The organism is Streptomyces pluripotens, from assembly GCF_000802245.2.
GTDB classification, from domain to species: domain Bacteria; phylum Actinomycetota; class Actinomycetes; order Streptomycetales; family Streptomycetaceae; genus Streptomyces; species Streptomyces pluripotens.
The window spans coordinates 2,189,700-2,211,703 of the sequence record NZ_CP021080.1 but is presented as its reverse complement, the minus strand read 5'-3'; the positions used below and the strand labels follow the sequence as shown (position 1 = coordinate 2,211,703).

Here is a 22,004-nt window from a genome sequence, read left to right as displayed (position 1 = left end):
GATGATAGGCCTTGTGCTGGCGGCTGGCGCCGGACGGCGTCTGCGCCCCTACACCGACACCCTGCCCAAGGCTCTGGTGCCGGTGGGCCCCGCGGGCGTGGAGGGTGAGCCGACGGTCCTGGACCTGACCCTCGCCAACTTCGCCGAGATCGGGCTGACCGAGGTCGCGGTCATCGTCGGTTACCGCAAGGAGGCCGTGTACGAGCGCAAGGCGGCGCTGGAGGCGGAGTACGGACTCAAGCTCACCCTCATCGACAACGACAAGGCTGAGGAGTGGAACAACGCCTACTCCCTGTGGTGCGGCCGTGATGCCCTCAAGGACGGTGTGATCCTCGCCAACGGCGACACCGTGCACCCGGTCTCCGTCGAGAAGACGCTGCTCGCCGCCCGTGGCGAGGGCCGGCGGGTCATCCTCGCCCTCGACACCGTGAAGTCACTGGCCGACGAGGAGATGAAGGTCGTCGTGGACCCCGAGAAGGGTGTCCGGAAGATCACCAAGCTGATGGACCCGGCTGAGGCGACCGGCGAGTACATCGGCGTCACGTTGATCGAGGGCGACGCTGCCGCGGAGTTGGTCGACGCGTTGCGGACGGTCTGGGAGGCCGACCCCCAGCAGTTCTACGAGCACGGTTACCAGGAGCTGGTCAACCGCGGTTTCCGGATCGACGTCGCGCCGATCGGTGACGTTCAGTGGGTGGAGATCGACAACCACGACGACCTCGCTCGCGGACGGGAGATCGCGTGCCAGTACTGACCCGGCTGATCCCGTCGCCGGTCGTCGTGGACATCCGCCCGGGTGCCCTCGACGACCTCGCGGGCATCCTCGCCGACGAGCGGATCTCCCACTCCGGCCGGCTCGCCATCGCCGTCAGCGGCGGCTCGGGCGCCCGGCTGCGCGAGCGCGTCGCACCCTCGCTGCCCGGCGCCAGCTGGTTCGAGGTCGGCGGCGGCACCATCGACGACGCGGTGCGCCTGGCCGACAGCATGAAGTCCGGCCACTACGACGCCGTCGTGGGCCTCGGCGGCGGCAAGGTCATCGACTGCGCCAAGTACTCCGCGGCGCGCATCGGCCTGCCCATGGTCGCCGTCGCCACCAACCTTTCCCACGACGGCGTCTGCTCGCCCGTGTCCATCCTGGACAACGACGCGGGCCGCGGCTCCTACGGCGTGCCGACCCCCATCGCGGTCATCGTCGATCTGGACGTCATACGCGAGGCGCCGATGCGTTTCGTGCGCTCCGGCATCGGTGACGCCCTGTCCAACATCTCCGCGGTCGCCGACTGGGAGCTCTCCAAGCGCGTCAACGGCGAGCAACTCGACGGGCTGGCTGCGGCGATGGCGCGCCAGGCCGGTGAGGCTGTCCTGCGGCACCCGGGCGGATGCGGCGACGACGGTTTCCTGACCGTGCTGTCCGAAGGGCTCGTGCTGTCGGGCATCGCCATGTCGATCGCCGGACACACCCGCCCGTCCTCCGGGGCCTGCCACGAGATCAGCCACGCGCTCGACCTGCTGTACCCCGGGCGGGCGGCGAGCCACGGCGAGCAGGTGGGACTCGGCGCTGCCTTCGCCATGCACCTGCGGGGCGATCAGGAGGAATCCCTCCTGCTGGCCGAGGCTCTGCGCCGGCACGGGCTGCCAGTGGTGGCGGAGGAGATCGGATTCAGCGACGACGAGTTCGTCAGGGCCGTGGAGTTCGCGCCGGAGACCCGGCCGGGCCGCTACACGATCCTGGAGCACCTTGAGCTGTCTCCGGCGGACACCAGGAAGGCGTACGGGGACTACGTGGCCGCGGTCGCCGGCTGAGACGGCCCGGTTTGACCCCTACGGTCCGGCCCCGTAACCTTGACCGTCGGCGTGTCCACTGAACATGCCACATCCCCGTAAACCTCTTCCTCCCGGGCACACGGTTGGTCGGGAGAGGTCGTCCGTGGTGTTCCCGGGCGGCTGGCCTGCGGGGGTGCCGTTTCTTCGAGCGAAAGTGAGATCCGCGTGTACGCCATCGTGCGCAGCGGTGGTCGCCAGCACAAGGTTGCTGTCGGCGACATCGTTGAGGTTGACAAGATTTCCACCGCCAAGGTTGGCGACACGGTCGAGCTCTCGACCCTGCTCGTTGTCGACGGCGACTCCGTGACCAGCGACCCGTGGGTGCTGGCCGGCATCAAGGTCCAGGCCGAGGTCGTGGACCACCACAAGGGCCAGAAGATCGACATTCTGCGCTACAAGAACAAGACCGGCTACCGTCGTCGGCAGGGCCACCGCCAGCAGTACACGGCGATCAAGGTCACGTCGATCCCCGCGGCTGCGAAGTAAGGGACTGAGGAGAAATGGCACACAAGAAGGGCGCATCGTCCACCCGGAACGGTCGCGACTCCAATGCCCAGCGGCTCGGCGTGAAGCGCTTCGGCGGTCAGGTCGTGAACGCGGGTGAGATCCTGGTCCGCCAGCGTGGCACCCACTTCCACCCCGGTGCCGGTGTCGGCCGCGGCGGCGACGACACGCTGTTCGCCCTGCAGACCGGTGCGGTGGAGTTCGGTACCCACCGTGGCCGCAAGGTCGTGAACATCGTTCCGGTCGCCTGACCGAACGCTTTCGCGAGGCGGACCTCACTTCCCCTGCGGGAAGGCGGGTCCGCCTTTCGCGTGTTACCAACGAGAGAGATCCTTACTCCCCCCCAGCTCCGGGCCGGGGGTACCCCCAGGAGGCACTGAACCATGACCACCTTCGTGGACCGCGTCGAACTGCATGTCGCCGCGGGTAACGGAGGCCACGGCTGTGCCTCCGTCCACCGTGAGAAGTTCAAGCCGCTCGGTGGCCCGGACGGCGGCAACGGCGGCCGTGGCGGCGACGTCATCCTGACCGTCGACCAGTCGGTCACCACGCTTCTCGACTACCACCACTCCCCGCACCGCAAGGCGACCAACGGCAAGCCGGGCGAGGGCGGCAACCGTTCCGGCAAGGACGGCCAGGACCTGGTCCTGCCGGTGCCGGACGGCACGGTGGTACTGGACAAGGCGGGCAACGTGCTCGCCGACCTCGTCGGCCACGGCACCTCGTACGTCGCCGCGCAGGGCGGCCGGGGAGGGCTCGGCAACGCGGCGCTGGCCTCCGCCCGCCGCAAGGCCCCCGGCTTCGCGCTGCTCGGCGAGCCCGGGGATCTGCATGACATCGTGCTGGAGCTGAAGACGGTCGCGGACGTGGCCCTGGTGGGCTATCCGAGCGCCGGCAAGTCCTCCCTGATCTCCGTGCTCAGTGCCGCCAAGCCGAAGATCGCCGACTACCCCTTCACGACGCTGGTGCCCAACCTGGGCGTGGTGACGGCCGGTTCCACGGTGTACACCGTCGCCGACGTGCCCGGACTGATCCCGGGCGCCAGCCAGGGCAGGGGCCTGGGACTGGAGTTCCTGCGGCACGTGGAGCGGTGCAGCGTGCTGGTGCACGTGCTCGACACCGCGACCCTGGAGTCCGACCGCGACCCGGTCTCCGACCTCGACGTGATCGAGGCGGAACTGCGGGAGTACGGCGGCCTCGGCAACCGGCCCCGGATCGTCGTGCTGAACAAGGTCGACATCCCGGACGGCAAGGACCTCGCCGAGATGGTCCGCCCCGATCTGGAGGCGCGCGGCTACCGCGTCTTCGAGGTGTCGGCGGTCGCCCACATCGGGCTGCGGGAGCTCTCCTTCGCGCTCGGCGAGCTGGTCGCCGAGGCACGCGCCGCCAAGCCGAAGGAGGAGGCGACGCGCATCGTCATCCGGCCCAAGGCCGTCGATGACGCGGGCTTCACCGTCACCCGCGAGGAGGTCGGCGGCGAGCCGCTGTTCCGGGTGCGCGGTGAGAAGCCCGAACGCTGGGTCCGCCAGACCGACTTCAACAACGACGAGGCCGTCGGCTACCTCGCCGACAGGCTCAACCGCCTCGGCGTGGAAGAGCAGTTGATGAAGGCGGGCGCCCGGCACGGCGACGGCGTCGCCATCGGCCCCGAGGAGAACGCGGTGGTCTTCGACTGGGAGCCCTCGGTCATGGCCGGCGCGGAGATGCTGGGCCGACGCGGCGAGGACCACCGCTTCGACGCGGCCCGGCCCGCGGCGCAGCGCCGCAGGGACCGGCAGGCCGAACGCGATGAGTCACAGCAGGAGTTCGACGACTTCGAGCCCTTCTAGCCGTTCCTCCCCGCTTCTTCACACCTCCAGCTGTGCCCTGTCTCCCATGATGACGACGGGGTGCAGTGCGGGATCGAGGGTGCGCAACAGGTACTCCATGGCCGACTTGGACTGGCTCACGCACGCCGAGGTGCCGCTGCCGTGGTCCATGTGCAGCCAGATGTTGCCGCCCTTGGACTGGCCCTGGGGCCGGGTCTGGTCGTTGGGAGAAGTGCCCTTGACGCGGTTGTAGTCGATGGCGATGACGTAGTCGAAGTCGTGCCAGTACCGCTTCTTCCAGTAGTGGGGGGCCTGGAAGGCCGCGGACCGGGTGTACGGCAGCTTGGTGTGCGGCGGGGCCAGTACACCGCCCGCGTCGGTCAGCGTGAACACGCCCACCGGGCTGCGCCGATCACCTTCGTGGTGGTCCGTTGTCCAGCCCTTCCTGCCGTTGTGGGCCGACCAGGAACGCTCCTTCTTCCACACGGAGCCGTGCTTGCTGAACAGCACCACCGTGGAGTCGGGGGAGTTCTTGCCCGCGCCGTACACGGCGACCACCTGTCGGGAGTCGGCCGGTACGCGCTGCCACAGCCGGTTCCCGATGCCGGGCACCCGCTTCAGGACCGTGTTCTTCGGCGGTGCGTCGTCCACATGGCCGCCGCGTGCGGCGGCGCCGGAGTGGCCGGACTCGTGGCCGGAGGCGCTGCCGCACGCCGTCAGAGTAACCGTCAACAACGTACCGCAGGCCGCCATCGCGGCCGTCCGAATCGCACCGCCTGCTCGCATGGGGTCCATGGTCGCAGACGGCTGGGCGGAGCAGGCGCCGCCCCGGCCATACCGGGAGGCAGCTCAGACCAGCGCGTCCTTGTAGTAGACGCTCGCCTTCTTGCGGGAGTCAGTGTCGGAGGCGGTGGACGCGAATCCCATGCAGAGCCTGACCGCTTGGGGGCTGGCCGGGTCGGGGATCTGGATCGCCATGCCCTCCGGCTCGCGGTAGGGGAGGGAGTAGCCGGCCTTGGTCAGCTCCTGTTCGGCGACGGAGCCGGTGTTCCAGTCCACGCAGGTGACGTAGGTGTTGCCGTTCGGGGAGACGGACCCGTCGGTGCCGTAGGCCGTGCCGGCGAGGAGGTAGAGGGAGCTGCCGTAGCTGGCGAAGCCCTGGAAGGTGTCGCTGTACCCGGGCTGCAGGTCGGCCGGCTGGGCCACGTCGGCCAGTGCGGTGCGGCCGCCGGACGTGAAGTCGGCCAGGTCGTAGAGCCGGTACCGGTAGGCGCCGCTGACGCGGCAGCGCACCGCGATCCGGTTGGTGACCGGATCGATGGCGCAGGTGGTGCGGTCGACCCCGGCCTCCAGGGTGTGCTGTGCGACCGCTGGTGAGTCCGGTGTGAGCACCGTGCCGTTGGCGAACTCGAACCGGGCGAGCCGGTCGCCCCACCCGGTGTAGCTGCCGTCGGCCTCCAGTGTGCGCACGCTGTGGGACTCGGTCCACAGGTAGCTGCCGGAGCCGGTCGACTCGACGCCGATTTGCACACCGTGCCCGAAACCGCGCAGGTACATGGTGCCGAGGATCTCTCCCGACAGGTCGAGGCGGGTGACGCACAGGTCGCCGTCGGCGGTGCGGTCACTGCCGGAGAAGGTCTGTGTCTCGCCGGGCAGTTCCAGACCGCCGTCCACCAGCTGGACCGTGAAGAGGTGCCCGCGGGTGTTGTCGAAGGCGAACGACTGAAGGACGCGCGTCCCGCCGAGCCAGACCTCCCTCAGCAGCATCGTGGAGGGTGCGGTGAGGTCGAACCGCTTGCTCGCGGTCACCGAGCCGGGGGCGGTCGTGGAGGCGCGCCGTGCCCGGGTGACGCCCTGCGCGACTCCGACGGCGACCGCGGGAACGGCAGCCACCCCGGCGGCGGCGCCCGCCATGCGGAGGATCTGCCTGCGATTGAGCACGGTGATCGTAGCCCCCTCAGTAGTGGAAAGTGCCGCCGTCCACGCCCCTGTTGCGGTGAGCGGACATGCGGCGTCGAGAGGGCTGGCCGTGATGCTGGCCGGTCATTAAAACATCCTGCGTCGATGCGCGCTAGAGACGATGGAATCTGGTCTTGCGTTGGTCATGGATGAGCAAAACATGAGTGGTTGACCGGAGGTTGTTTGGTAGACGGCGGGGGATTTGCAGGCAATGGCGAAGAGTTAGCTGTGGCTAGCATCCGGCTCACATGTGTTCGCGTTGTGTTGAGCCTGTGTCTCTTTACCGGCGTGAACACTGCTCTTTTGATCGTTTGCGGCTGGTGTGTGGCCGGCCAGGGGGGTGGGGGGCCATGGCCGGGTCGGTCAGACGTGGCTTCGTCGTACTGGTCTCGGGCGCGTTGCTGTCCGGACTCGTGTCCGTGCCGACGTTCGCGGCGTCCGTCGCGGTGGCCAGGCCGAAGGACACAACCGTCAGCGTTGCGGCGCGCAAGGGCGGTGCGGTGCCGGCCCAGCGGGCCGAGCCCACGATGACCAAACCCCCGCACACGAAGTGGCCCGAACCCGCCGAGGCGGCCGTCGACCTGGGCACGTCCAAGCCGGGCCACGCACTGGCCGTGGCTCCGTCGGGTGCCGTAGTCGACGCCGGTGGTGGCAGCAAGGCGGCCAAGTCCGCTGTGGTCTCGGTGCAGACGCCCACGGCCACCCAGATGGCGGCCGCGGGCACACCGCCGCAGACCGACTTCGAAGTCCGCAGAAAAGGTGCCAAGGCGGCCCTGAAGTCCGGCAAGGACTACCGGATCGCCGGGTCGGGCAGTGCTCCGAAGCAGGTGGACGTCGAGGTCCTGGATCGCAGAAAGGTGGCCGGAGCCGGCGGCCTCGGCATGGGCCTGCGCCTGACCCGCGGCGACCGGCAGGCCACTCCCGGCCCGGTCCAGGTCACCCTCGATTACTCGGCCTTCGAGAACGCCTATGGCGGCGACTTCGCCTCCCGGCTGCGCCTGGTGCAGATGCCGGCCTGCGCCCTGACCACCCCCAAGAAACAGGGGTGTTCCCCGGATATCCGCCGCTACCTCCCTGTCCACAATGACGTGAAGCACGGCAAACTGACCGCGACGGTCTACGCCGACGCCGATCCCGACGCGACGGCCCCGAGCGGCTTCCGCACCCAGCTGATGCGCAGCGGTACGACCGCGACCGCCACCACGGGCACGGTGACGACGCTGACGACCGGGTCGTCGTCGGACGGCGGTGACTACCGCGCCACCAAGCTCGGCCCCTCCGGCTCCTGGGACGTGTCGATCGGATCCGGGGCGTTCACGTACAACCTGCCGATCACGCTGCCGAAGGCGCCGTACGGCGCGACGCCGTCCCTGTCCCTGTCCTACAACTCGCAGTCGGTCGACGGTCGGACGTCGGCGACCAACAACCAGGCGTCCTGGGCCGGGATGGGCTGGGACCTGCAGGTCGGATACATCGAGCGGAAGTACAAGAACTGCGCGCAGGACGGCATTCCCACGGTCGGCGACATGTGCTGGGCCTCGCCCAACCACAGCCTGGAGCCGGACGGCGCCGTGTACGTCATCAGCCTCAACGGCGTCGACTCGGAGCTGATCCAGGACAACAACGGCACCGGTTCCTACCACATCAAGGACGATCCAGGCTGGCGCGTGCAACACCTGTCGGGTGGCCACGGCGCCGACGACGAGTACTGGGTGATCTCCCCCCAGAACGGCATGCGCTACTACTTCGGCTGGGGCCGCAGTGAGCGCACCGGAGAGGCGACCGACTCCGTGCTCACCATGCCGGTGGCGGGCAACGACTCCGGTGAGCCGTGCCACTCGCAGTTCCCCGAGCCCTGCACCCAGGCCTGGCGCTGGAACCTGGACCGCGTGGTCGACGCCAACGAGGTCGAGAACGCCTACTTCTACGACAAGTTCGTCAACCACTACCGCTCGGTGATCAACACCGACCAGGCCCGGGCCTACGACGCCGCCAGCTACCTGACCCGCATCGAGTACGGCTGGGCCCCCCAGATCTCCGGCGCCCAGCTGCCCGCCGAGGTCGTGCTGAAGCACGTGGGCCGGTGCGTGGAGCGGATGAGCGAGAGCGATCCGCTGGCCAACGAGCCGGCGGCCTGCCCGGGCATCTCCAGCAACCCCGACTCCTACCCCGACGTGCCGACCGACCTGATGTGCGACGGCACCTCGGCGGACAACTACTGCGCGGGCAAGACGTACTACCCGACGTTCTTCAGCACCGACATGCTGTGGGACATCAAGACGTACGTGCGCAACAGCGACACCGACGCCTGGGCGCCGGCGATGCAGTACCAGATGAAGTACGGCCTCCCGGACCCGTCCGGCTCGGTCGGCAAGACCCTCTGGCTCGACTACGTCCAGCGCAAGGGCTACGGCGACGGTCCCGACCTGACCCTGCCGGTCATCAACTTCAACGGCGAGTGGCTGGACAACCAGGTCGGATCCGGAACCCTCAACTTCCGCCGCGTCAACAAGGTCTACGGCGACCTCGGCTCGGTGACCACCGTCACCTACGGCCAGCCCGACGCCTGCGACATCAACAACCTGCCCAGCGAGTCCTCCAACACCGAGGACTGCTTCTGGCAGAAGTGGACCCCCGAAGGTGGCTCCGAAGAGACCGGCTGGTTCAAGAAGTTCCTCGTCACCCAGGTCTCCGTCGACCCGGGCGTCGGAGCGGGCGCCAGCCACGACGGCGACCCCGTCATGACGACCCGCTACGAGTACCACGGCGGCGCCGGCTGGCGCTTCACCGACGACCCGCTGGTCGCGGACTCCGACGAGAGCTGGTCGGACTGGCGCGGCTACCAGCAGGTCGAGGTCTTCACCGGCACCAAGACCAACGCGGCCTCCACCTACTACTGGCTCTACCGGGGCCTGAGCGCCGACCGCACCTCCAAGACCGACCCGTCGGCGACCCGCACCGTGACGGTCAAGAACGGCTTCGGCGACTCCTTCACCGACCACGCCTGGCTGGCCGGCAAGATCCTGGAACAGTCCCACCGCGACGGCGACGGCCAGTCCCACCAGCGCATCCGCAAGGAGTACTGGGACTACGACACCGCCCAGTACGACGGCCTGCCCGACGCCCGCTTCGTCCGAAACAGCAAGACCACCACGGACACACTGACCTCCCAGGGCTGGCGCGAACACGTCGTCGAGGACGAGTACGACGACACGTCCTCCACCAGTACCACCTACGGACTGCCCCTGCGCACCAACGACTGGGGCCTGGTCAACTACGATGACAACCGCTGCACCACCTACGGCCGCGCCTACAACACCTCCACCTTCCCCAACTCCAGCGTCAAGCGCTGGATGGTCTTCCAGGACGAGGTACGCCACTACGCGGCCGACTGCGCCTCGCGCAGCTCCAGCAACCAGGACTCGTACGCGGTGACGCTGTACGACGGCTCCACATCAGTCGCGAACAACGACGCAGCCCTGGTCGACGGCAACCCGACCGAGCAGCGGGTCTACACCAGCGCCTCCACCTACCGTTCCACCAAGGCGGACTACGACAACGCCGGCCGCGTCATCGCCGCCTACGACGGCAAGGGCAACAAGACCACCACGACCTATTCGCCGGCCACGTCCTGGCCGACCAGCGGCGTCACCGTCACCACCCCCGACCCCGACGGCACCGGCCCCGCGATGTCCACCACCACCTGGTACTCGCGCCTGTGGGGCACCCCCTACAAGATCCTCGACGCCAACGGCCACACCACCCGCCTCGTCCACGACTCCGTGGGCCGCTACGCCCAGATCTTCGAGCCGACGGAGATCGCGAACTACCCGAGCGGCAACCCGTCGATGCAGTTCGCCTACGACACGCCCACCGCCACCAACAGCGACGGCGTACCCGATGCGGTCACCGGACCGACCAGGGTGACCACCGGGGCCCTGCAGTCCGGCACCACGTACGTGGACTCCTACGCCTACCTGGACGGCCTCGGCCGCGCCCGCGAGTCCCAGTCCACGGCACCCGACGGCAGCGGCCGCGACGTGGTCTCCACCCGCTACGACACCTCCGGCAACGTCACCGGCGCCTCCGGGGCCTTCTACAACTCCAGCGCCGCCGGCTCCGGCATGGTGCTCCCGGCGGTGGCGGACCTGCCGTCCTACACCGACCCGATCATCGACTGGGCCGGCCGCACGACCGAGACGCAGATCCTGGTCAACGGCACCGCGCAGCCGAACAACCACACCCGTACCTACTACTACGGCGACTACACCACCACCGTTCCGGCGACCGGCGAGCGCACCGACACCTTCACCGACGTCTTCGGCCAGATCACCCAGGTCGTGGAACACGGCCCGGACGGACCGCAGTCGACGTCGTACGCCTACACGCGCAGCGGGAAGCTGAAGCAGGTCACGGACACCAAGGGCAACGTCACTACCTACGGTTACGACTGGGCCGGTGACCGTACCTCGACCAACGACCCGGACACCGGCGCGAGCTCGACCACGTACGACGAGAACGGCAACGTCGGTACGGCGACGGACAACGGCACGACGCTGACGTACCAGTACGACAACCTCGGCCGTCAGACCGCGGTTTCTCAGGGGTCGACGCTGTTGTCGCAGACGGCCTACGACACTGCTCCCGGCGGTCTGGGCCGGCTCGCTTCGTCCACCAGTTACGCGAACGGCAAGGCCTACACCCAGTCCGTCACCGGCTACGACGACCGTGGCCGTGCGACCGGTAAGAAGGTCACTGTCCCCGACGACGGCTCCGGCTTCACCGGCAGCTACACCTTCGGTTACGGCTACGACCTCGCCGACCACATGACGTCGGTCTCCTACCCCGCGGTCGGCGGCCTGCCCGCGGAGACGGTCACCACCACCTACACCGCCCAAGGACGGCCGTCCAAGGTCTCCTCACCCCTGGCCACCTACCAGTCGTCCATCGACTTCGACCACCTCGGACGCCTGAACGGCCGCGCCTACGGCACCAGCGGCGGCTCGGACGCCACCGTCAACCGCGCCTACGCCTACAACGACACCAACGGCACCGGCGCACTGGCGGGCATCCAGACCACCGTCACCGCCGCCAGCACCACCACGACCGCCCAGGACGACACCTACAGCCGCGACCTCGGCGGCCAGATCACCGGCATCACCGACGGCGTGACCCAGCAGAGCGAGTGCTACAAGTACGACGACCTCGACCGGCTGACCCAGGCCTGGACCACCCAGGCCACTGACAACTGCACCGGCTCCGCAGCACCTGACCTGAGCAGCAGCCTCGACCCCTACGACCAGACCTACACCTACGACGCACTCGGCAACCTGATGTCCATCAAGGACACCACCGCCAGCGGTACCACGACCAAGACCTACCACTACCCCGGCTACAGCACCGACAACTCCACCTACACACCCGGACAGGCCCACCCGCACGCGGTCACCCAGGCCGGTTCCGACACCTTCACCTACAACACCTCCGGCCAGATGACCTCCCGCACGGTGGGCGGCGTCACCTCCACCCTCGACTGGAACCCACAAAACCGCGTCAACCAGATCACCCAGCACAAAACCACCGGCGACGAAACCTCCACCTACGTCTACGACGCCGGCGGCACCGTCCTGCTGCGCACCTCACCGCAGGAGAACGTCCTCTACCTCGACGGCCACGAACTGCACAAGGCCGCGGGCGGCAGTGTCAAGGCCACCCGCATGTACTCCGCGGCCGGTACCACGGTCGCGATGCGCCAGGACGACGGCACCAGCGACGGCAAGCTGACCTGGCTGCTCAGCGACACCCAGGCCTCCACCTCCCTGTTGATCGCCGCGGACGGCACGGTCACCCGCCGCAGGTACACACCCTTCGGCAAGCAGCGCGGCAGCACCGACCTGCCCTCCACCACCGACCGGGGCTTCCTCGGCAAACCGGAGGACGACTCCACCGGCCTGTCCATCCTCGGCGCACGCATGTACGACCCGACCCTCGGCCGATTCATCAGCCCCGACGAACTCACCTCGCCGTACGACCCCCAGGGCCTTTCCGGCTACTCCTACTCCGGGAACAACCCGATCGCTTTCAGTGATCCCAGCGGCCTGCATCCGGTGACGCAATGTGATGGCGGTTGCAGCAGCCCGGGTGACCAGGTTTATCGGGACTGGATGACGCCGAACGGTGACGGCACATGGGGTTACCACTACGAGAACACCGTCTACAACTACAGCAATACGGGTGCTGTTGAGAGCGCTGCGAAGGCTGGCAGCGACCTGCCGTACGGCAAGAAGGTCGTGTACAAGCCCCAGGGCACAGGGGTGGGCAAGTTCCTCAAGGTCATCGCCAAGGCCATCTACCACGCATCTGGCCTTTCCGATGGCGTCGGATGCGTCACCGATCCGACTTGGGGGCAATGCCTTCAAGCGGGAGCCCTCATCACCGCCACCATTCTCTCCGGCGGCGAAGATGACCTCGCCATCATGGGTGCCCGCGGACTCGAAGAGGGTGTTGAAGGCGAGGTCGCCGGTGATGCCGCCCGCCTGCTCAAGAACTGCAGCTTCTCCCCCGACACCAAAGTCGTGATGGGCAGCGGCAAGGCAAAGCCCATCGGCAAGATCAAGGTCGGCGACAAGGTCCAGGCAGCCGACCCCGAGAACGGCAAACACCAGGGCGCCCGCACCGTCCAGCACGTCTGGATCAACCACGACCACGACCTCCTCGACCTCACCATCCGCACCAAGGACGGCCACACCGCCACCCTCCACACCACCGCCAACCACCCCTTCTGGGACGACACCACCCACACCTGGGTCCCCGCCGGCGCACTCCACCACGGCGACGCCCTCAACACCCCCACCAACCACCACGCCTACGTCATCACCACGCACGTCACCCCCGGCGCCGCCAACCGCTGGAACCTCACCGTCCAGCAACTCCACACGTACTATGTGCTGGCGGGGAAGACGCCGGTCCTGGTTCATAACTCTGGCGGATGCATTTCGATGTCGTCTGCTATCGGTCAGGATTCGCTACTGGCGAAAGCGGCGCAGCAAGCAGGGAAGAACCAGGATGTACAAAGAGACTTGGACCACCTGTTTGAACAGCTTTCCCGCGGAAACATGAATCCGGGTAGGGGAAGTAAAGCGTTGACTGGCACGGATGTGACCTACGCGCGAGGGCGAAACGGTGGGCGACTCTTCTTCCGGAATGTTGACGGCGGAATACAAGTTGTCGGCAAGGCGGACAAGGGGAACGAGTCCAAGGTGATCGCGAGGCTGAAGCAGATTTATGGACAGTAATCACGTAGAACCTGTGGAAGACGACATCTACCACGTCGTCAGGGAACCTGAGTTCACTGCGCTTTTCATGCTCGGTGCTGATGACTCGGCGGAAACAGTAGAGGATGTTGATGCCGAGTTGCGACTCCCCGACGGCACCCGGTGGAGTGCGAGTTTCATGACTCTCGGTGCGATCGAAACGGTGATGAATCGATGGGGGGAAACCGGCGAGTATGGCGGTGGAGTCTTCTTCCAGTGTTCTGATCTGGTGATCGTGCCCGAGGGCGGAGTGGCAGCCATGGTCGAGGCTTTCCGCGCGATCGTGGCGGAGGGTCCGCAGGGGACTCTCGGTAATCTGGAGTAGCGCGATTCTGGCCCTCTTGCCGGGCCCTTCCGTCAAGTCTGGAAGCTCCACCGACGCATTGTTCGGTGGAGCTTCCGGTCGTTTGACGGCAACGCTGACGGCAACGTCAGCGGACGACGGGTGCGCAGGGCGGGTCGTCGGGGTCGTTGTCCGTCGGGCTGAGGGCGTTGCCGAGGGCGTCGATGGCTTGGCGTTGGAGGCGGAGTCGGACGTGGGCGTAGACGCCAGCGGTGACGCCGATGTGGGCGTGGCCGAGGAGTTCCTTGATCACGACAAGGTCGACCCCCTGTTCCAGGAGCAGGGTGGCGGTCGAGTGCCGGAGGTCGTGGAAGCGGACGCGTCGGAGGCCGGCCCGGTCGAGGAAGCTGCGGAAGCGGCGGGTGAGGTTGGCCGGGTCGAGAGGCCGGCCGGTAGGGGTGGTGAAGACGAGGCCGCTGTCCTGCCAGGCTGACCCTACGGTCCCGCGCTCAGTGTCCTGCTGCTGTTTGTGCTCCTTGAGGGAGTGGAGGCATTCGGTCGGGAGCGCGATACGGCGCTCAGACGCCCGGGTCTTGGTGGGCAGATGCGTGAGGCCGCCGGTGCGGGTGCGCTGGAGCGAGCGGCGGATGCTGGCCGTTCCGGTGGTGAGGTCGAGGTCTTCCCAGAGGAGGCCCAGGAGTTCGCCCTTGCGGAGTCCGGTGCGCAGCGCGAGTTCGTACAGCGCGTGGAGCCGGTCCGTGCGGGCGGCGTCGAGGAACTGACGAGCTTCCGTCGCAGTCAGAGGCCGGAAGCGCCTGGGCCGGGGCGTGGCGGCTTTGACGTTCCGGGCGACGTTGCGCGGCAGCTCGTCCTCGCGGACGGCGTGTTCCAGAGCCGACTTGAGCACCGAGTGCACGTAGGTCACGGTCAAGGGGGACAGTCGTTTCTGGCAGCACTCGCCGATCGTGCAGCACTTCTTTCGTTCGGTGTCCAGGCCCTGGGTACAGCACTGGCAGGTGGTGCGGAGCCGGTCGAGGAAGGTGCGGACGTCCTTGGCCGTGAGGCGGGCGACCTTCTTGGCGCCGAGGCCCGGTATGAGGTGGAGGCGGACGCAGGCGGCGTAGCGGGTGTGGGTGTTCTCCCGAAGCCGGTGGACGGCGACGCTGCCGAGCCAGTAGGTGAGGTAGTCGCCGACGGTGCTGTCGGCGGTGGCGACAGGGAGGCCGCGGTTGCTGTCGGCGATCTTCTCGGCGAGTTTGTCGGCGGCTTCTCTCCGGGTGCTGCCGTAGACGCGGACGCGTTTGCGGCTGCTGTCGGCGGCGAGGACGTAGCCGGCGGCTTCCCAGCGGCCGTCCTGGCGCTGGTAGATGGTGCCTTCGCCGTTGGCGCGGGCTTTCTTGCACTTGGGGGCGGTCATCGGGCGGCCTCTTCCAGGTGGTGCTGAACGTAGTCAGCGAGGGCGTGGGCGGGGATGCGGCGGGCGCGGCCGATGGTCAGGGAGGCCAGGCGGCGGGTGCGTAGGAGGTCGTACAGGGCGGAGCGGCCGATCTTGAGACGGGCCATCGCCTCGGGGACGGTGAGGAGTTCGTCATCACGCACTGGTTGTCACCTCCTGCTCGCGCGTCGGGCCGCCGCCGATGAGGGCGGCGAGGCGTTCGAGGTCGGGGGTGAGGCCAGCGCCGTCGTAGGCCCAGTGGGCGAGGACGAGGGTGGTCGGTGAGGGCGGAGGGGTGTGGCGGCGTTGCCAGGCGGCTCGGGCGGCCCGGAGGGCGCCGAGGGTGGTGGAGTAGGCACGGGTCTTGGTGGAGAAGTGGCCGCGGAATCCGAGCATGTGGGCCCACTTGCGCAGGTTCAGGTGCTTGAGGTCGTCGCGGGCGCCGAGGGCCCAGGCGGTGCGGATCATGCGGGCGGCGTGCTCGGGTACGGACTCGAACCAGAGGTCGGTGATCCTCTTCAGGCGGTGGTCGAGGGTGCCGGTCGCGGCTTCGGTGCCCTTGGTGGCGTACTTGGCGACGTATCCGGCGACCTTGCCCTCGGTGATCGTGGTCCCGCCCTGGAAGGCCATGGACCGGATGACCCTGGTGTCGATCTGCTCGCCGAAGACGAAGGCGCGGGCCCGGCCGTTGACCTCCGGCCCGTCGATGCGGGCGCGGGTGGCCGAGATCCGAATGGCATCGGCCAGCAGGTCGGGTGTGGCCCAGGCGGGCGGCGGGGTGTAGGGGCCAGCGGGGCCAGCGGGGCCGTCGAGGCGGATCACGGCGTGGAAGTGGATCAAGCCGCGCTGCTGGTACTCGGCGACCTTGGCGTACGAGACCCGGACGACCTTGGAGAGCAGCCGCTGAGGGACACCTGCAACGGCGGCGATGGTGCGACGCAGGTGGAGCATGAAGCGGGCCCACAGGGCCGGGGCATGGGCGTTCCACAGCACGGCGCCGGTGTAGTCGTAGCGCTCCGGGTCGAGCGCGGTGCCGAGGAGCGGGTCGCCCTTGGCGTGAGTGCGTCCGCAACGGCAGCGGGCGGAGCCGCCCACGCGTCGCCCGTGGACCGGGCCGTACGAGGGCGCGGTGAGGGTGGCGAAGACGCGGGGGTGGGTGGCGACCTGGTCGGGGATGTTCTTGCCACCGCGCAGGCCGGCGGCGATGAGCTGGTAGGTGTCCTGACGGTAGAGCTCGGCGCAGGAGGGGCAGCGGGTGGCGCGGCGGTTGCCGCAGCGGACCAGCAGGTGCCCGGCGGGCAGCTCCTTGGACTTCAGTTCGCGCAGGATCTCGCCGGTGAAGGCGTCGACATCGATGCGCTGGCCTTCGAGGCGGACCGGCTGGGAGCAGCCACCCAGGGAGGACAGCTGCCGTACCAGGCCGAGCAGGTCCCGGTACCCGGTGAACGTGGGCAGCGCGGCCGTGGCGAGTTCGGGGCGGGGGATTGTGGTGGTCGGGTCGTGCGGTGGCATGCTGGCGGGACCTCTCTGCACTGCGGCACACACGTGTGCCGTGAACGGGTATGGGAGGGAGGCCCCGGCAGGGGCGAGGGTTTGGCGACTACACGCCCTTGCCGGGGATCACTGCGAAACGGGACCAGGAGGCGGCGGTCACGCGACCTTGTCCAGGTCGACGCGGTCGGGCAGCTCGCGGACCTTGAGCCCTTCGGCGCACATCAGGTCGTTGATCTGCCAGCAGGCTTCGGTGGGCAGGTAGACCGAGCGCAGCCGGACGGGGGTGCACATGTCGCCGACGGAGGCGATCGAGACGCCCTGGGGCATGGTGCGGTCGGCGGCGGTGATGTCCAGTTCCCGGCCGTCGGGGAAGAGGTGCAGGAAGTCCTCGACGGTGTCGACGCGGTGGCAGATCCGGGCGGACAGGTTGGTTCGTACGGCGGTGGTGAGCACGTCGGCGGAGGGCTTCTGAGTGAGCAGCCACAGCCGGATACCGAACTTGGCGCCCTGGCTGGCGATGGCCAGCAGCTCGGCCTCGAAGCGTTCGCGGGCCTTGCGGTCCGGGTGCCGGGTGTAGTTCGCCACCTCGTCGATCACCACCAACAGAAGCGGCAGCTCGCGACTGAAGTCGGTGATGCGGTCGGTACGGCCGGACCAGAACAGCCGCTCCCGGCGCTGCATCTCCTCGCGCACCCAGCGCAGGATCTCGGTCGGCTCGTCGGGGTGGATGGCGTCGGAGACCTTGTAGGCGGTACGCCACCAGGGCGCGACCGCACCGAGGTTGGGGTCGATCACGATCAGACGCACGTCCCGCATGAGCGAGGCGTAGGCGAGCAGGGTGTTGACGGTGATCGACTTGCCGGAGCGGGTGACGCCGGCGACGAGGGCGTGCGCGGAGTACGCGAGGTTGAGCACGATGGGGGTGCCGTCCTCGTCCCAGCCGAGCAGCACATCATCGGTGGAGACGAACTGCCCCGGCCGGCAGACCGGGGAGCCGTCCGGACCGAGGAGCGGCGAGCGGATCACCGCCTTCAACGGCTCACGCCGGAAGCCGCGCGCGACGATCACTCCGGGCTTGGGCTGACTGATGCGGATGCGCCGCATGCCCCAGGCGTCGCACAAGCCCTCGCTGGCGTCCTGCCAGGCGCTGAGCCCCACCTGCGGCAGGGCATCGGCAGTGACGGTGACGCCGAAGGCATCGGCGCGGGTGTGCAGGCGCGGCACCAGCGCGCGCGGCTTCGGTGATTGCTCCTGCGGGCCGTACTGCTGGAGCACGGTCGGGGTGGCGTCCTTGACGGCCAGGCCCAGCATCGGGGCGAGCCGCTTCCAACCCCAACGCATCCGCCGCGCCTGCCGCAGACTGACCCGGGTCTCGGCATCGGCCCGGTACCAGCGGGCGAAGCAGTACCCGGCCCAGCCCAGCAGCCCGAGCCCGCCGAGGACGACCACGGCCAGGAGCGCGAGCCCGAAGGGGCTGCCGGTCATCAGGCGCCCGCCTTGGCGGTGACGGCGTCGGCGCGCAGGGAGATGCCGTGCCGGTCCTTGCCGTTGATCTCGTTCTCCCATGCCGAGGCGACCAGGCCGGTGAAAACGACCGGCAGGCCGACCTTCAGGCCCTTGCCGAGACCCGGCTCCGGGACCTTCGCGGTGATCACTTCGGCGCGGCCGTTGAAGGCGAACATCACGTCCACCAGGTGCAGGTGGGCGCCGGTGGCCCGGTCGATCGCGGGCTGCTGGCCTTCGCGGTCCTTGAAGTGCGGCCGGGACTCGGAGGCCAGGATCACCAGGGCCGGAGTCTGGTCGATGGGCATGGTCTTCACGGCAAACCTCCAGGTAGAAGGGGTGCAAGTCACCCGTGTGGGTGATCGCGTGCCGCAACCCTACATTCATTCCATCCAAAGTCCATCCCTATTGAGTTCCATCCGTTCGTGGGGTGGTCCATCCATACGGCGGCTACCCTGACCCCGTGAGGCCGCTGAACTGGTGAAACGCGACAGGCAGCGAGCGGCCCGCGGTGGGTGGAATCGGACTGGGACCGGGGATGGACATGGCTGCTGCTGACGAAGCGCGCTTGACGTTCGAGCGCATCGCGGACGACCTCCGGCAGCAGATCCGGGACGGAGGACTGCGGCCCGGCCAGCTCCTGCCGACCCAGAGCCAGCTCATGCAGACCTACAAGGCGTCGAGCCTGACCGTGCAGAAGGCGATCCGGCTGCTCAGGAACGAGGGCTGGGTCATCGCCCGCCAGGGGCGTGGCACATTCGTCACGCGCTCGGCCGACTTCGAGGACGCCTTCGAGAAGGTCGCCGGCGATCTCACACAGCAGATCTACTCCGGCACTCTGGCTCCCGGCTCCCGGCTCCCGGCCCGCGAGGTCCTGGCGGAGCACTATGCGGTGCCGCTCAACGTGGTCACCAATGCCATCGCCCTGCTGGCCGGTAACTTCCTCCTGCGTTACCTCGGTGAGCTGCCCGGCGACGAGGTCTACGTACGCGACTGGGACGACCACGGCTTCGCCACCCAGCTCACCCACGGCCGCCTGGTCCGCAAGATCAGAGACGGATCACTGGCCAGGGGCGCCACGGTCACCGTGGACGAGGTGGTCGACGCGATCGGCGGCGACCCGGAATCCGCAGACCAGGCCCTGACCTTCCTCGCCCTGGAGGGCAGGATGAAGAAGGTCCATCAGCGCAACGGCTCGATGGCGTACGTCGTCGTGGGGGGCGAGTTCGGCACAGAGGTACCGGTCGCGGTGCAGCCGGTGGACGAGCCGGACGAAGCGTCGACTGCCCCGCCGAACGAGTTCCCGGCGGCGGCCGGAGTGGCGGATCTCGCCTACAAGCTGGAACGCGCCCTGGAGCGCATCGAGGAGCTGGAGGAGCGCGTCGAACGCCTCGAAGGCCGCGACACCAACTGAGGCGGGTACGTGGACGGCAGCGTCCCCGAAGGCCGCAGGCTGGCTTTCGGGGACGCTTCGCGTGGATCGGTCAGGGCTGGTACTCGTAGCCGATGGTGAATCGAGGCGGCAGGCACCATTCCCCGTACTCGATGATCCCTTCCGCGTCCGACCAGCGGTGGGCGCCGGCCAGGATCGGGGAGCCGACTGGCAGACCGAGCGCGCTCGCCTCGCGGGCGTCGGCGGGACGGGCGTGCATGTCGTCGCGGGCGTGGGTGATCGTGCGCCCGGTGGCTTCCAGGACCCGGGCGGACAATCCGTGGTTGCGGCCCGGGGCGGTGTTCAGCAGGTCGGGTACGAGGGCGGCGAACGGGGCCGGGTACCAGGTCACGGCGAACACGGTCCGGGTCTTGCCCCGGCCTGCCAGCCACTCGCGCCGCACCACCTGATCCCCGGGCTCCAGGTCGAAGATCTCTGCCACGTACAGCGGCGGGATGATCAGCTCGGCGGCCGTCACCCGGCTCGTCTCACCCTCGGCCAGGAACGACTTCACCCGCTGGACCCGGGCCAGCCGGTCCCGCGCCGACAGCGTCCAGCGCGGGTCATCGGCGACGTAGGTGCCCCGGGGGGTGGTGCGGATGAAGTTCTCCACCTGGAGAGCCTGCAAGGCGCGGGAGACGGTGGCGGCCGCGGCCTGCCATTGCCCGGCGATCTCCCGGTTGGTCGGCAGCTTGGCGCCGGGCTCAAGCTCTCCGGACAGGATGCGCTCCCGGAAGTGATCCGCGATCTTCGTGAACGTCTTGGGACTGGGCATAAGGCTTGCCCCTCCGTTGAGTTGACGTGCTGTCAGTGAAGGCACACTAGTGCACTACGAACCGTAGCGGGAGTGCTTCGGCCACTCGAATACTGAACTAGAGCACCGGCCTGTCAAGAGGTCGGCCATGTGACGTTCGAGAGGTGGCGATGTGCAGTGACGGAGCCGACCAGATACTCCACCCAGCCGGTCGAACTCCCCTTGCGCCTGGAACTGGAGCCGACTCCCGTTGAAGGCTGCGCGGGCTGTACCGAACTGGCCAACGTACGCGACCGGGCCCGCGTGGTCGGAGACATGATCACCGTCAGCGACTGCAACGTCTACATGCGACGCCACCCGGAGGGTCACCAGTGAGCCCCCGCGCTATCTACCGGCACGTCGTTCACACCATCCGCCACGCGCCCGAAGGGGGCATCACCTACGAGGCGTTCTGCGTCACCGGCGGCTGCGGAGCCGAATCCGGACCCCACCCCGAGCAGGAAGCCGCACAGGACTGGGCACTCCGCCACAGCGGACGCACCGGCCACGACCTGTTCAGGCGCGTCTTCACCGACCATGCCAAGGTCACCCGAGCCGAGTAGAACCACCACCGCCAGCCGGAACAGGACCCACAACCCGCAGGCCATCGCACCAGGCCAGCAGCCCAGCCGAACGCTCAACCGACAGCCACGGCGTACCGCCGAAGCGGGATGCGTCCAAACTTTCTCTACGTCTTCAAGGCGACCCGCTGACGCGGGTCGCGCGCGGCGCGGTCGCCCACCCGGCCCGCTCTCGGCTCCGCCACCGCGGGCCGGCCAGCGACCAGGCCGCGCAGAGACAGCGCAGCGGACGACCGGAAGCGCAGGGGGAGCCGGACGTGCCCGCACAGCGAACGCCAGGCCGACGGCGAGGCGACGGCGGGGAGTTGGTCGGGCCGTAGGCCCGGGGGTGGGGCCGGTCGGTTCCGTGGGCTTTACCCACCTCCCCGGGCCGGGGCCCGCGTCGGGCAAGGCCAGGGGGCCACTCGTTCAAATTCCGGGCAGGATCACAACCTGCCCGAGTTGCCGGGCCAGCGTACGGCCCCCTGACCATGCCCGACCCCAACCCGGGCAGGACATCGGCCAAAGCCCACTCCACCGCCCTCACGCGCGTAGCCGTCTGACGGCAACACTGACGGCAACAGGGGCGAACAGCACGGCACTTCCACGCACCCCCGCGGACTGGCTGAATTCCGCTGACCTGCGAAAACGCAGATGACAGCACCTCAGCACGCACACGTACTATGTACTCGCCGGGAACACGCCGATCTTGGTTCACAATTCCAACGGTTGCGGGGGGATTGCACTCGGACTTAGCGAGGTCGATGGCGACCCGATGGCCCTTCATGAATTTTCGGATTCGGTTGGCGCTAAGTCGTACCATGATTGGCCCTCCGCTGGTGATAAATGGGTCAGCGAGTTCAAGGGCTATGTCAATGACGGGAAGACACCGATCCACTTCAACCTGAATGGCATTGACGACCCGGTGGCAGCCGCCCGCACCGGAAGGGGTCTGGATCCGATCTTCGATGGGCATGCGACTGGGTGGGAGCTAAGCTACATCCAGGACAACCCGAGCGCGTGGTCTCGCGTGACCTTCTACAGAAACGGAAGTCCCGTTGCCAACCCATTCGGTCCCTGACGAGGCGTCACCGCA

18 protein-coding genes are annotated in these 22,004 nt (G+C 68.3%); 10 read left to right on the top strand and 8 right to left on the bottom strand.

The window, feature by feature from the left end; all coding sequences use genetic code 11:
- Position 1: 1 nt before the first annotated feature.
- The 5 genes from LK06_RS09820 to obgE all read left to right on the top strand — a co-directional run bounded on the left by LK06_RS09820 (position 2) and on the right by obgE (position 4,157).
- Positions 2–754 (top strand): phosphocholine cytidylyltransferase family protein, encoded by a 753-nt coding sequence (locus LK06_RS09820; RefSeq protein ID WP_039655443.1) that lies wholly within the window; start codon positions 2–4, stop codon positions 752–754.
- Positions 742–1,803: an iron-containing alcohol dehydrogenase family protein gene (locus tag LK06_RS09815; RefSeq protein WP_043434580.1), complete on the top strand. Its 1,062-nt coding sequence runs from the start codon at positions 742–744 to the stop codon at positions 1,801–1,803. The genes LK06_RS09820 and LK06_RS09815 overlap by 13 nt, the downstream gene beginning before the upstream one ends.
- A 186-nt stretch (positions 1,804–1,989) precedes the next feature.
- Complete coding sequence (rplU, locus tag LK06_RS09810; protein ID WP_030653874.1) at positions 1,990–2,310, top strand: 50S ribosomal protein L21; 321 nt, start codon at positions 1,990–1,992, stop codon at positions 2,308–2,310.
- A 14-nt stretch (positions 2,311–2,324) separates the two neighbouring features.
- The gene (gene rpmA / locus LK06_RS09805) at positions 2,325–2,579 is read left to right on the top strand and encodes a 50S ribosomal protein L27 (RefSeq protein WP_039649526.1); all 255 of its coding nucleotides are present in this window, start codon (positions 2,325–2,327) and stop codon (positions 2,577–2,579) included.
- A 132-nt stretch (positions 2,580–2,711) separates the two neighbouring features.
- Positions 2,712–4,157 carry a GTPase ObgE gene (gene obgE, locus LK06_RS09800; protein WP_043434583.1) on the top strand — a complete coding sequence of 482 codons (1,446 nt, stop codon included), beginning with the start codon at positions 2,712–2,714 and terminating at the stop codon, positions 4,155–4,157.
- 18 nt (positions 4,158–4,175) lie between these two features.
- Here the strand turns inward: obgE and LK06_RS09795 are convergent, their stop codons facing one another.
- Both LK06_RS09795 and LK06_RS09790 read right to left on the bottom strand, forming a co-directional pair.
- On the bottom strand, positions 4,176–4,922 hold the full coding sequence (locus LK06_RS09795) for a hypothetical protein (RefSeq protein WP_089516724.1): 747 nt from the start codon (positions 4,920–4,922) through the stop codon (positions 4,176–4,178).
- Positions 4,923–4,985: 63 nt separating this feature from the next.
- On the bottom strand, positions 4,986–6,077 hold the full coding sequence (locus LK06_RS09790; RefSeq protein WP_234367386.1) for a phage baseplate protein: 1,092 nt from the start codon (positions 6,075–6,077) through the stop codon (positions 4,986–4,988).
- A 368-nt stretch (positions 6,078–6,445) separates the two neighbouring features.
- Here LK06_RS09790 and LK06_RS09785 point away from each other — a divergent pair, with 368 nt between their 5' ends.
- A complete protein-coding gene (locus LK06_RS09785) occupies positions 6,446–13,390 on the top strand; it encodes an RHS repeat-associated core domain-containing protein (protein ID WP_086083254.1) in 6,945 nt (2,314 codons plus the stop codon).
- 13 nt (positions 13,391–13,403) lie between these two features.
- On the top strand, positions 13,404–13,733 hold the full coding sequence (locus tag LK06_RS09780; protein WP_052318855.1) for a hypothetical protein: 330 nt from the start codon (positions 13,404–13,406) through the stop codon (positions 13,731–13,733).
- A 106-nt stretch (positions 13,734–13,839) separates the two neighbouring features.
- On the opposite strand, the gene LK06_RS09775 is transcribed toward LK06_RS09780, so the two are convergent.
- From LK06_RS09775 to LK06_RS09755, 5 genes are all read right to left on the bottom strand, one after another.
- The gene (locus LK06_RS09775) at positions 13,840–15,108 is read right to left on the bottom strand and encodes a tyrosine-type recombinase/integrase (protein WP_043432601.1); all 1,269 of its coding nucleotides are present in this window, start codon (positions 15,106–15,108) and stop codon (positions 13,840–13,842) included.
- Positions 15,105–15,290, bottom strand: coding sequence for a helix-turn-helix domain-containing protein (locus LK06_RS09770; RefSeq protein ID WP_043432604.1), 186 nt, complete (start codon positions 15,288–15,290; stop codon positions 15,105–15,107). The genes LK06_RS09775 and LK06_RS09770 overlap by 4 nt, the downstream gene beginning before the upstream one ends.
- Entirely contained in the window at positions 15,283–16,638 is a 1,356-nt protein-coding gene (locus tag LK06_RS09765; protein WP_043432608.1) for a replication initiator, read from the bottom strand. Before LK06_RS09765 ends, LK06_RS09770 begins: the two co-directional genes overlap by 8 nt.
- Positions 16,639–16,776: 138 nt before the next feature.
- Positions 16,777–18,105, bottom strand: coding sequence for an FtsK/SpoIIIE domain-containing protein (locus LK06_RS09760; RefSeq protein WP_052318856.1), 1,329 nt, complete (start codon positions 18,103–18,105; stop codon positions 16,777–16,779).
- The gene (locus LK06_RS09755; protein ID WP_234367591.1) at positions 18,105–18,431 is read right to left on the bottom strand and encodes an SCO3933 family regulatory protein; all 327 of its coding nucleotides are present in this window, start codon (positions 18,429–18,431) and stop codon (positions 18,105–18,107) included. The genes LK06_RS09760 and LK06_RS09755 overlap by 1 nt, the downstream gene beginning before the upstream one ends.
- 236 nt (positions 18,432–18,667) lie before the next feature.
- Between LK06_RS09755 and LK06_RS09750 the strand changes: the two genes are divergently transcribed.
- The gene (locus tag LK06_RS09750) at positions 18,668–19,537 is read left to right on the top strand and encodes a GntR family transcriptional regulator (protein WP_234367385.1); all 870 of its coding nucleotides are present in this window, start codon (positions 18,668–18,670) and stop codon (positions 19,535–19,537) included.
- Between the two features lie 70 nt (positions 19,538–19,607).
- Here LK06_RS09750 and LK06_RS09745 read toward each other — a convergent pair whose 3' ends face one another.
- The gene (locus tag LK06_RS09745) at positions 19,608–20,330 is read right to left on the bottom strand and encodes a GntR family transcriptional regulator (RefSeq protein WP_043432614.1); all 723 of its coding nucleotides are present in this window, start codon (positions 20,328–20,330) and stop codon (positions 19,608–19,610) included.
- 156 nt (positions 20,331–20,486) lie between these two features.
- On the opposite strand from LK06_RS09745, the gene LK06_RS09740 reads away from it, so the two are divergent.
- On the top strand, positions 20,487–20,684 hold the full coding sequence (locus LK06_RS09740) for a hypothetical protein (RefSeq protein WP_043432616.1): 198 nt from the start codon (positions 20,487–20,489) through the stop codon (positions 20,682–20,684).
- Positions 20,681–20,911 carry a DUF7848 domain-containing protein gene (locus LK06_RS09735; RefSeq protein WP_043432618.1) on the top strand — a complete coding sequence of 77 codons (231 nt, stop codon included), beginning with the start codon at positions 20,681–20,683 and terminating at the stop codon, positions 20,909–20,911. Before LK06_RS09740 ends, LK06_RS09735 begins: the two co-directional genes overlap by 4 nt.
- Positions 20,912–22,004: the final 1,093 nt, after the last annotated feature.

Coding starts and splice junctions, on each gene's coding strand:
- LK06_RS09745 (WP_043432614.1), bottom strand. CDS start 20,330: ATGCCCAGTCCCAAGACGTTCACGAAGATCGCGGATCACTTCCGGGAG.
- LK06_RS09765 (WP_043432608.1), bottom strand. CDS start 16,638: ATGCCACCGCACGACCCGACCACCACAATCCCCCGCCCCGAACTCGCC.
- LK06_RS09785 (WP_086083254.1), top strand. CDS start 6,446: ATGGCCGGGTCGGTCAGACGTGGCTTCGTCGTACTGGTCTCGGGCGCG.
- LK06_RS09795 (WP_089516724.1), bottom strand. CDS start 4,922: ATGCGAGCAGGCGGTGCGATTCGGACGGCCGCGATGGCGGCCTGCGGT.
- LK06_RS09755 (WP_234367591.1), bottom strand. CDS start 18,431: ATGCCCATCGACCAGACTCCGGCCCTGGTGATCCTGGCCTCCGAGTCC.
- LK06_RS09775 (WP_043432601.1), bottom strand. CDS start 15,108: ATGACCGCCCCCAAGTGCAAGAAAGCCCGCGCCAACGGCGAAGGCACC.
- LK06_RS09820 (WP_039655443.1), top strand. CDS start 2: ATGATAGGCCTTGTGCTGGCGGCTGGCGCCGGACGGCGTCTGCGCCCC.
- LK06_RS09750 (WP_234367385.1), top strand. CDS start 18,668: ATGGCTGCTGCTGACGAAGCGCGCTTGACGTTCGAGCGCATCGCGGAC.
- obgE (WP_043434583.1), top strand. CDS start 2,712: ATGACCACCTTCGTGGACCGCGTCGAACTGCATGTCGCCGCGGGTAAC.
- rpmA (WP_039649526.1), top strand. CDS start 2,325: ATGGCACACAAGAAGGGCGCATCGTCCACCCGGAACGGTCGCGACTCC.
- LK06_RS09760 (WP_052318856.1), bottom strand. CDS start 18,105: ATGACCGGCAGCCCCTTCGGGCTCGCGCTCCTGGCCGTGGTCGTCCTC.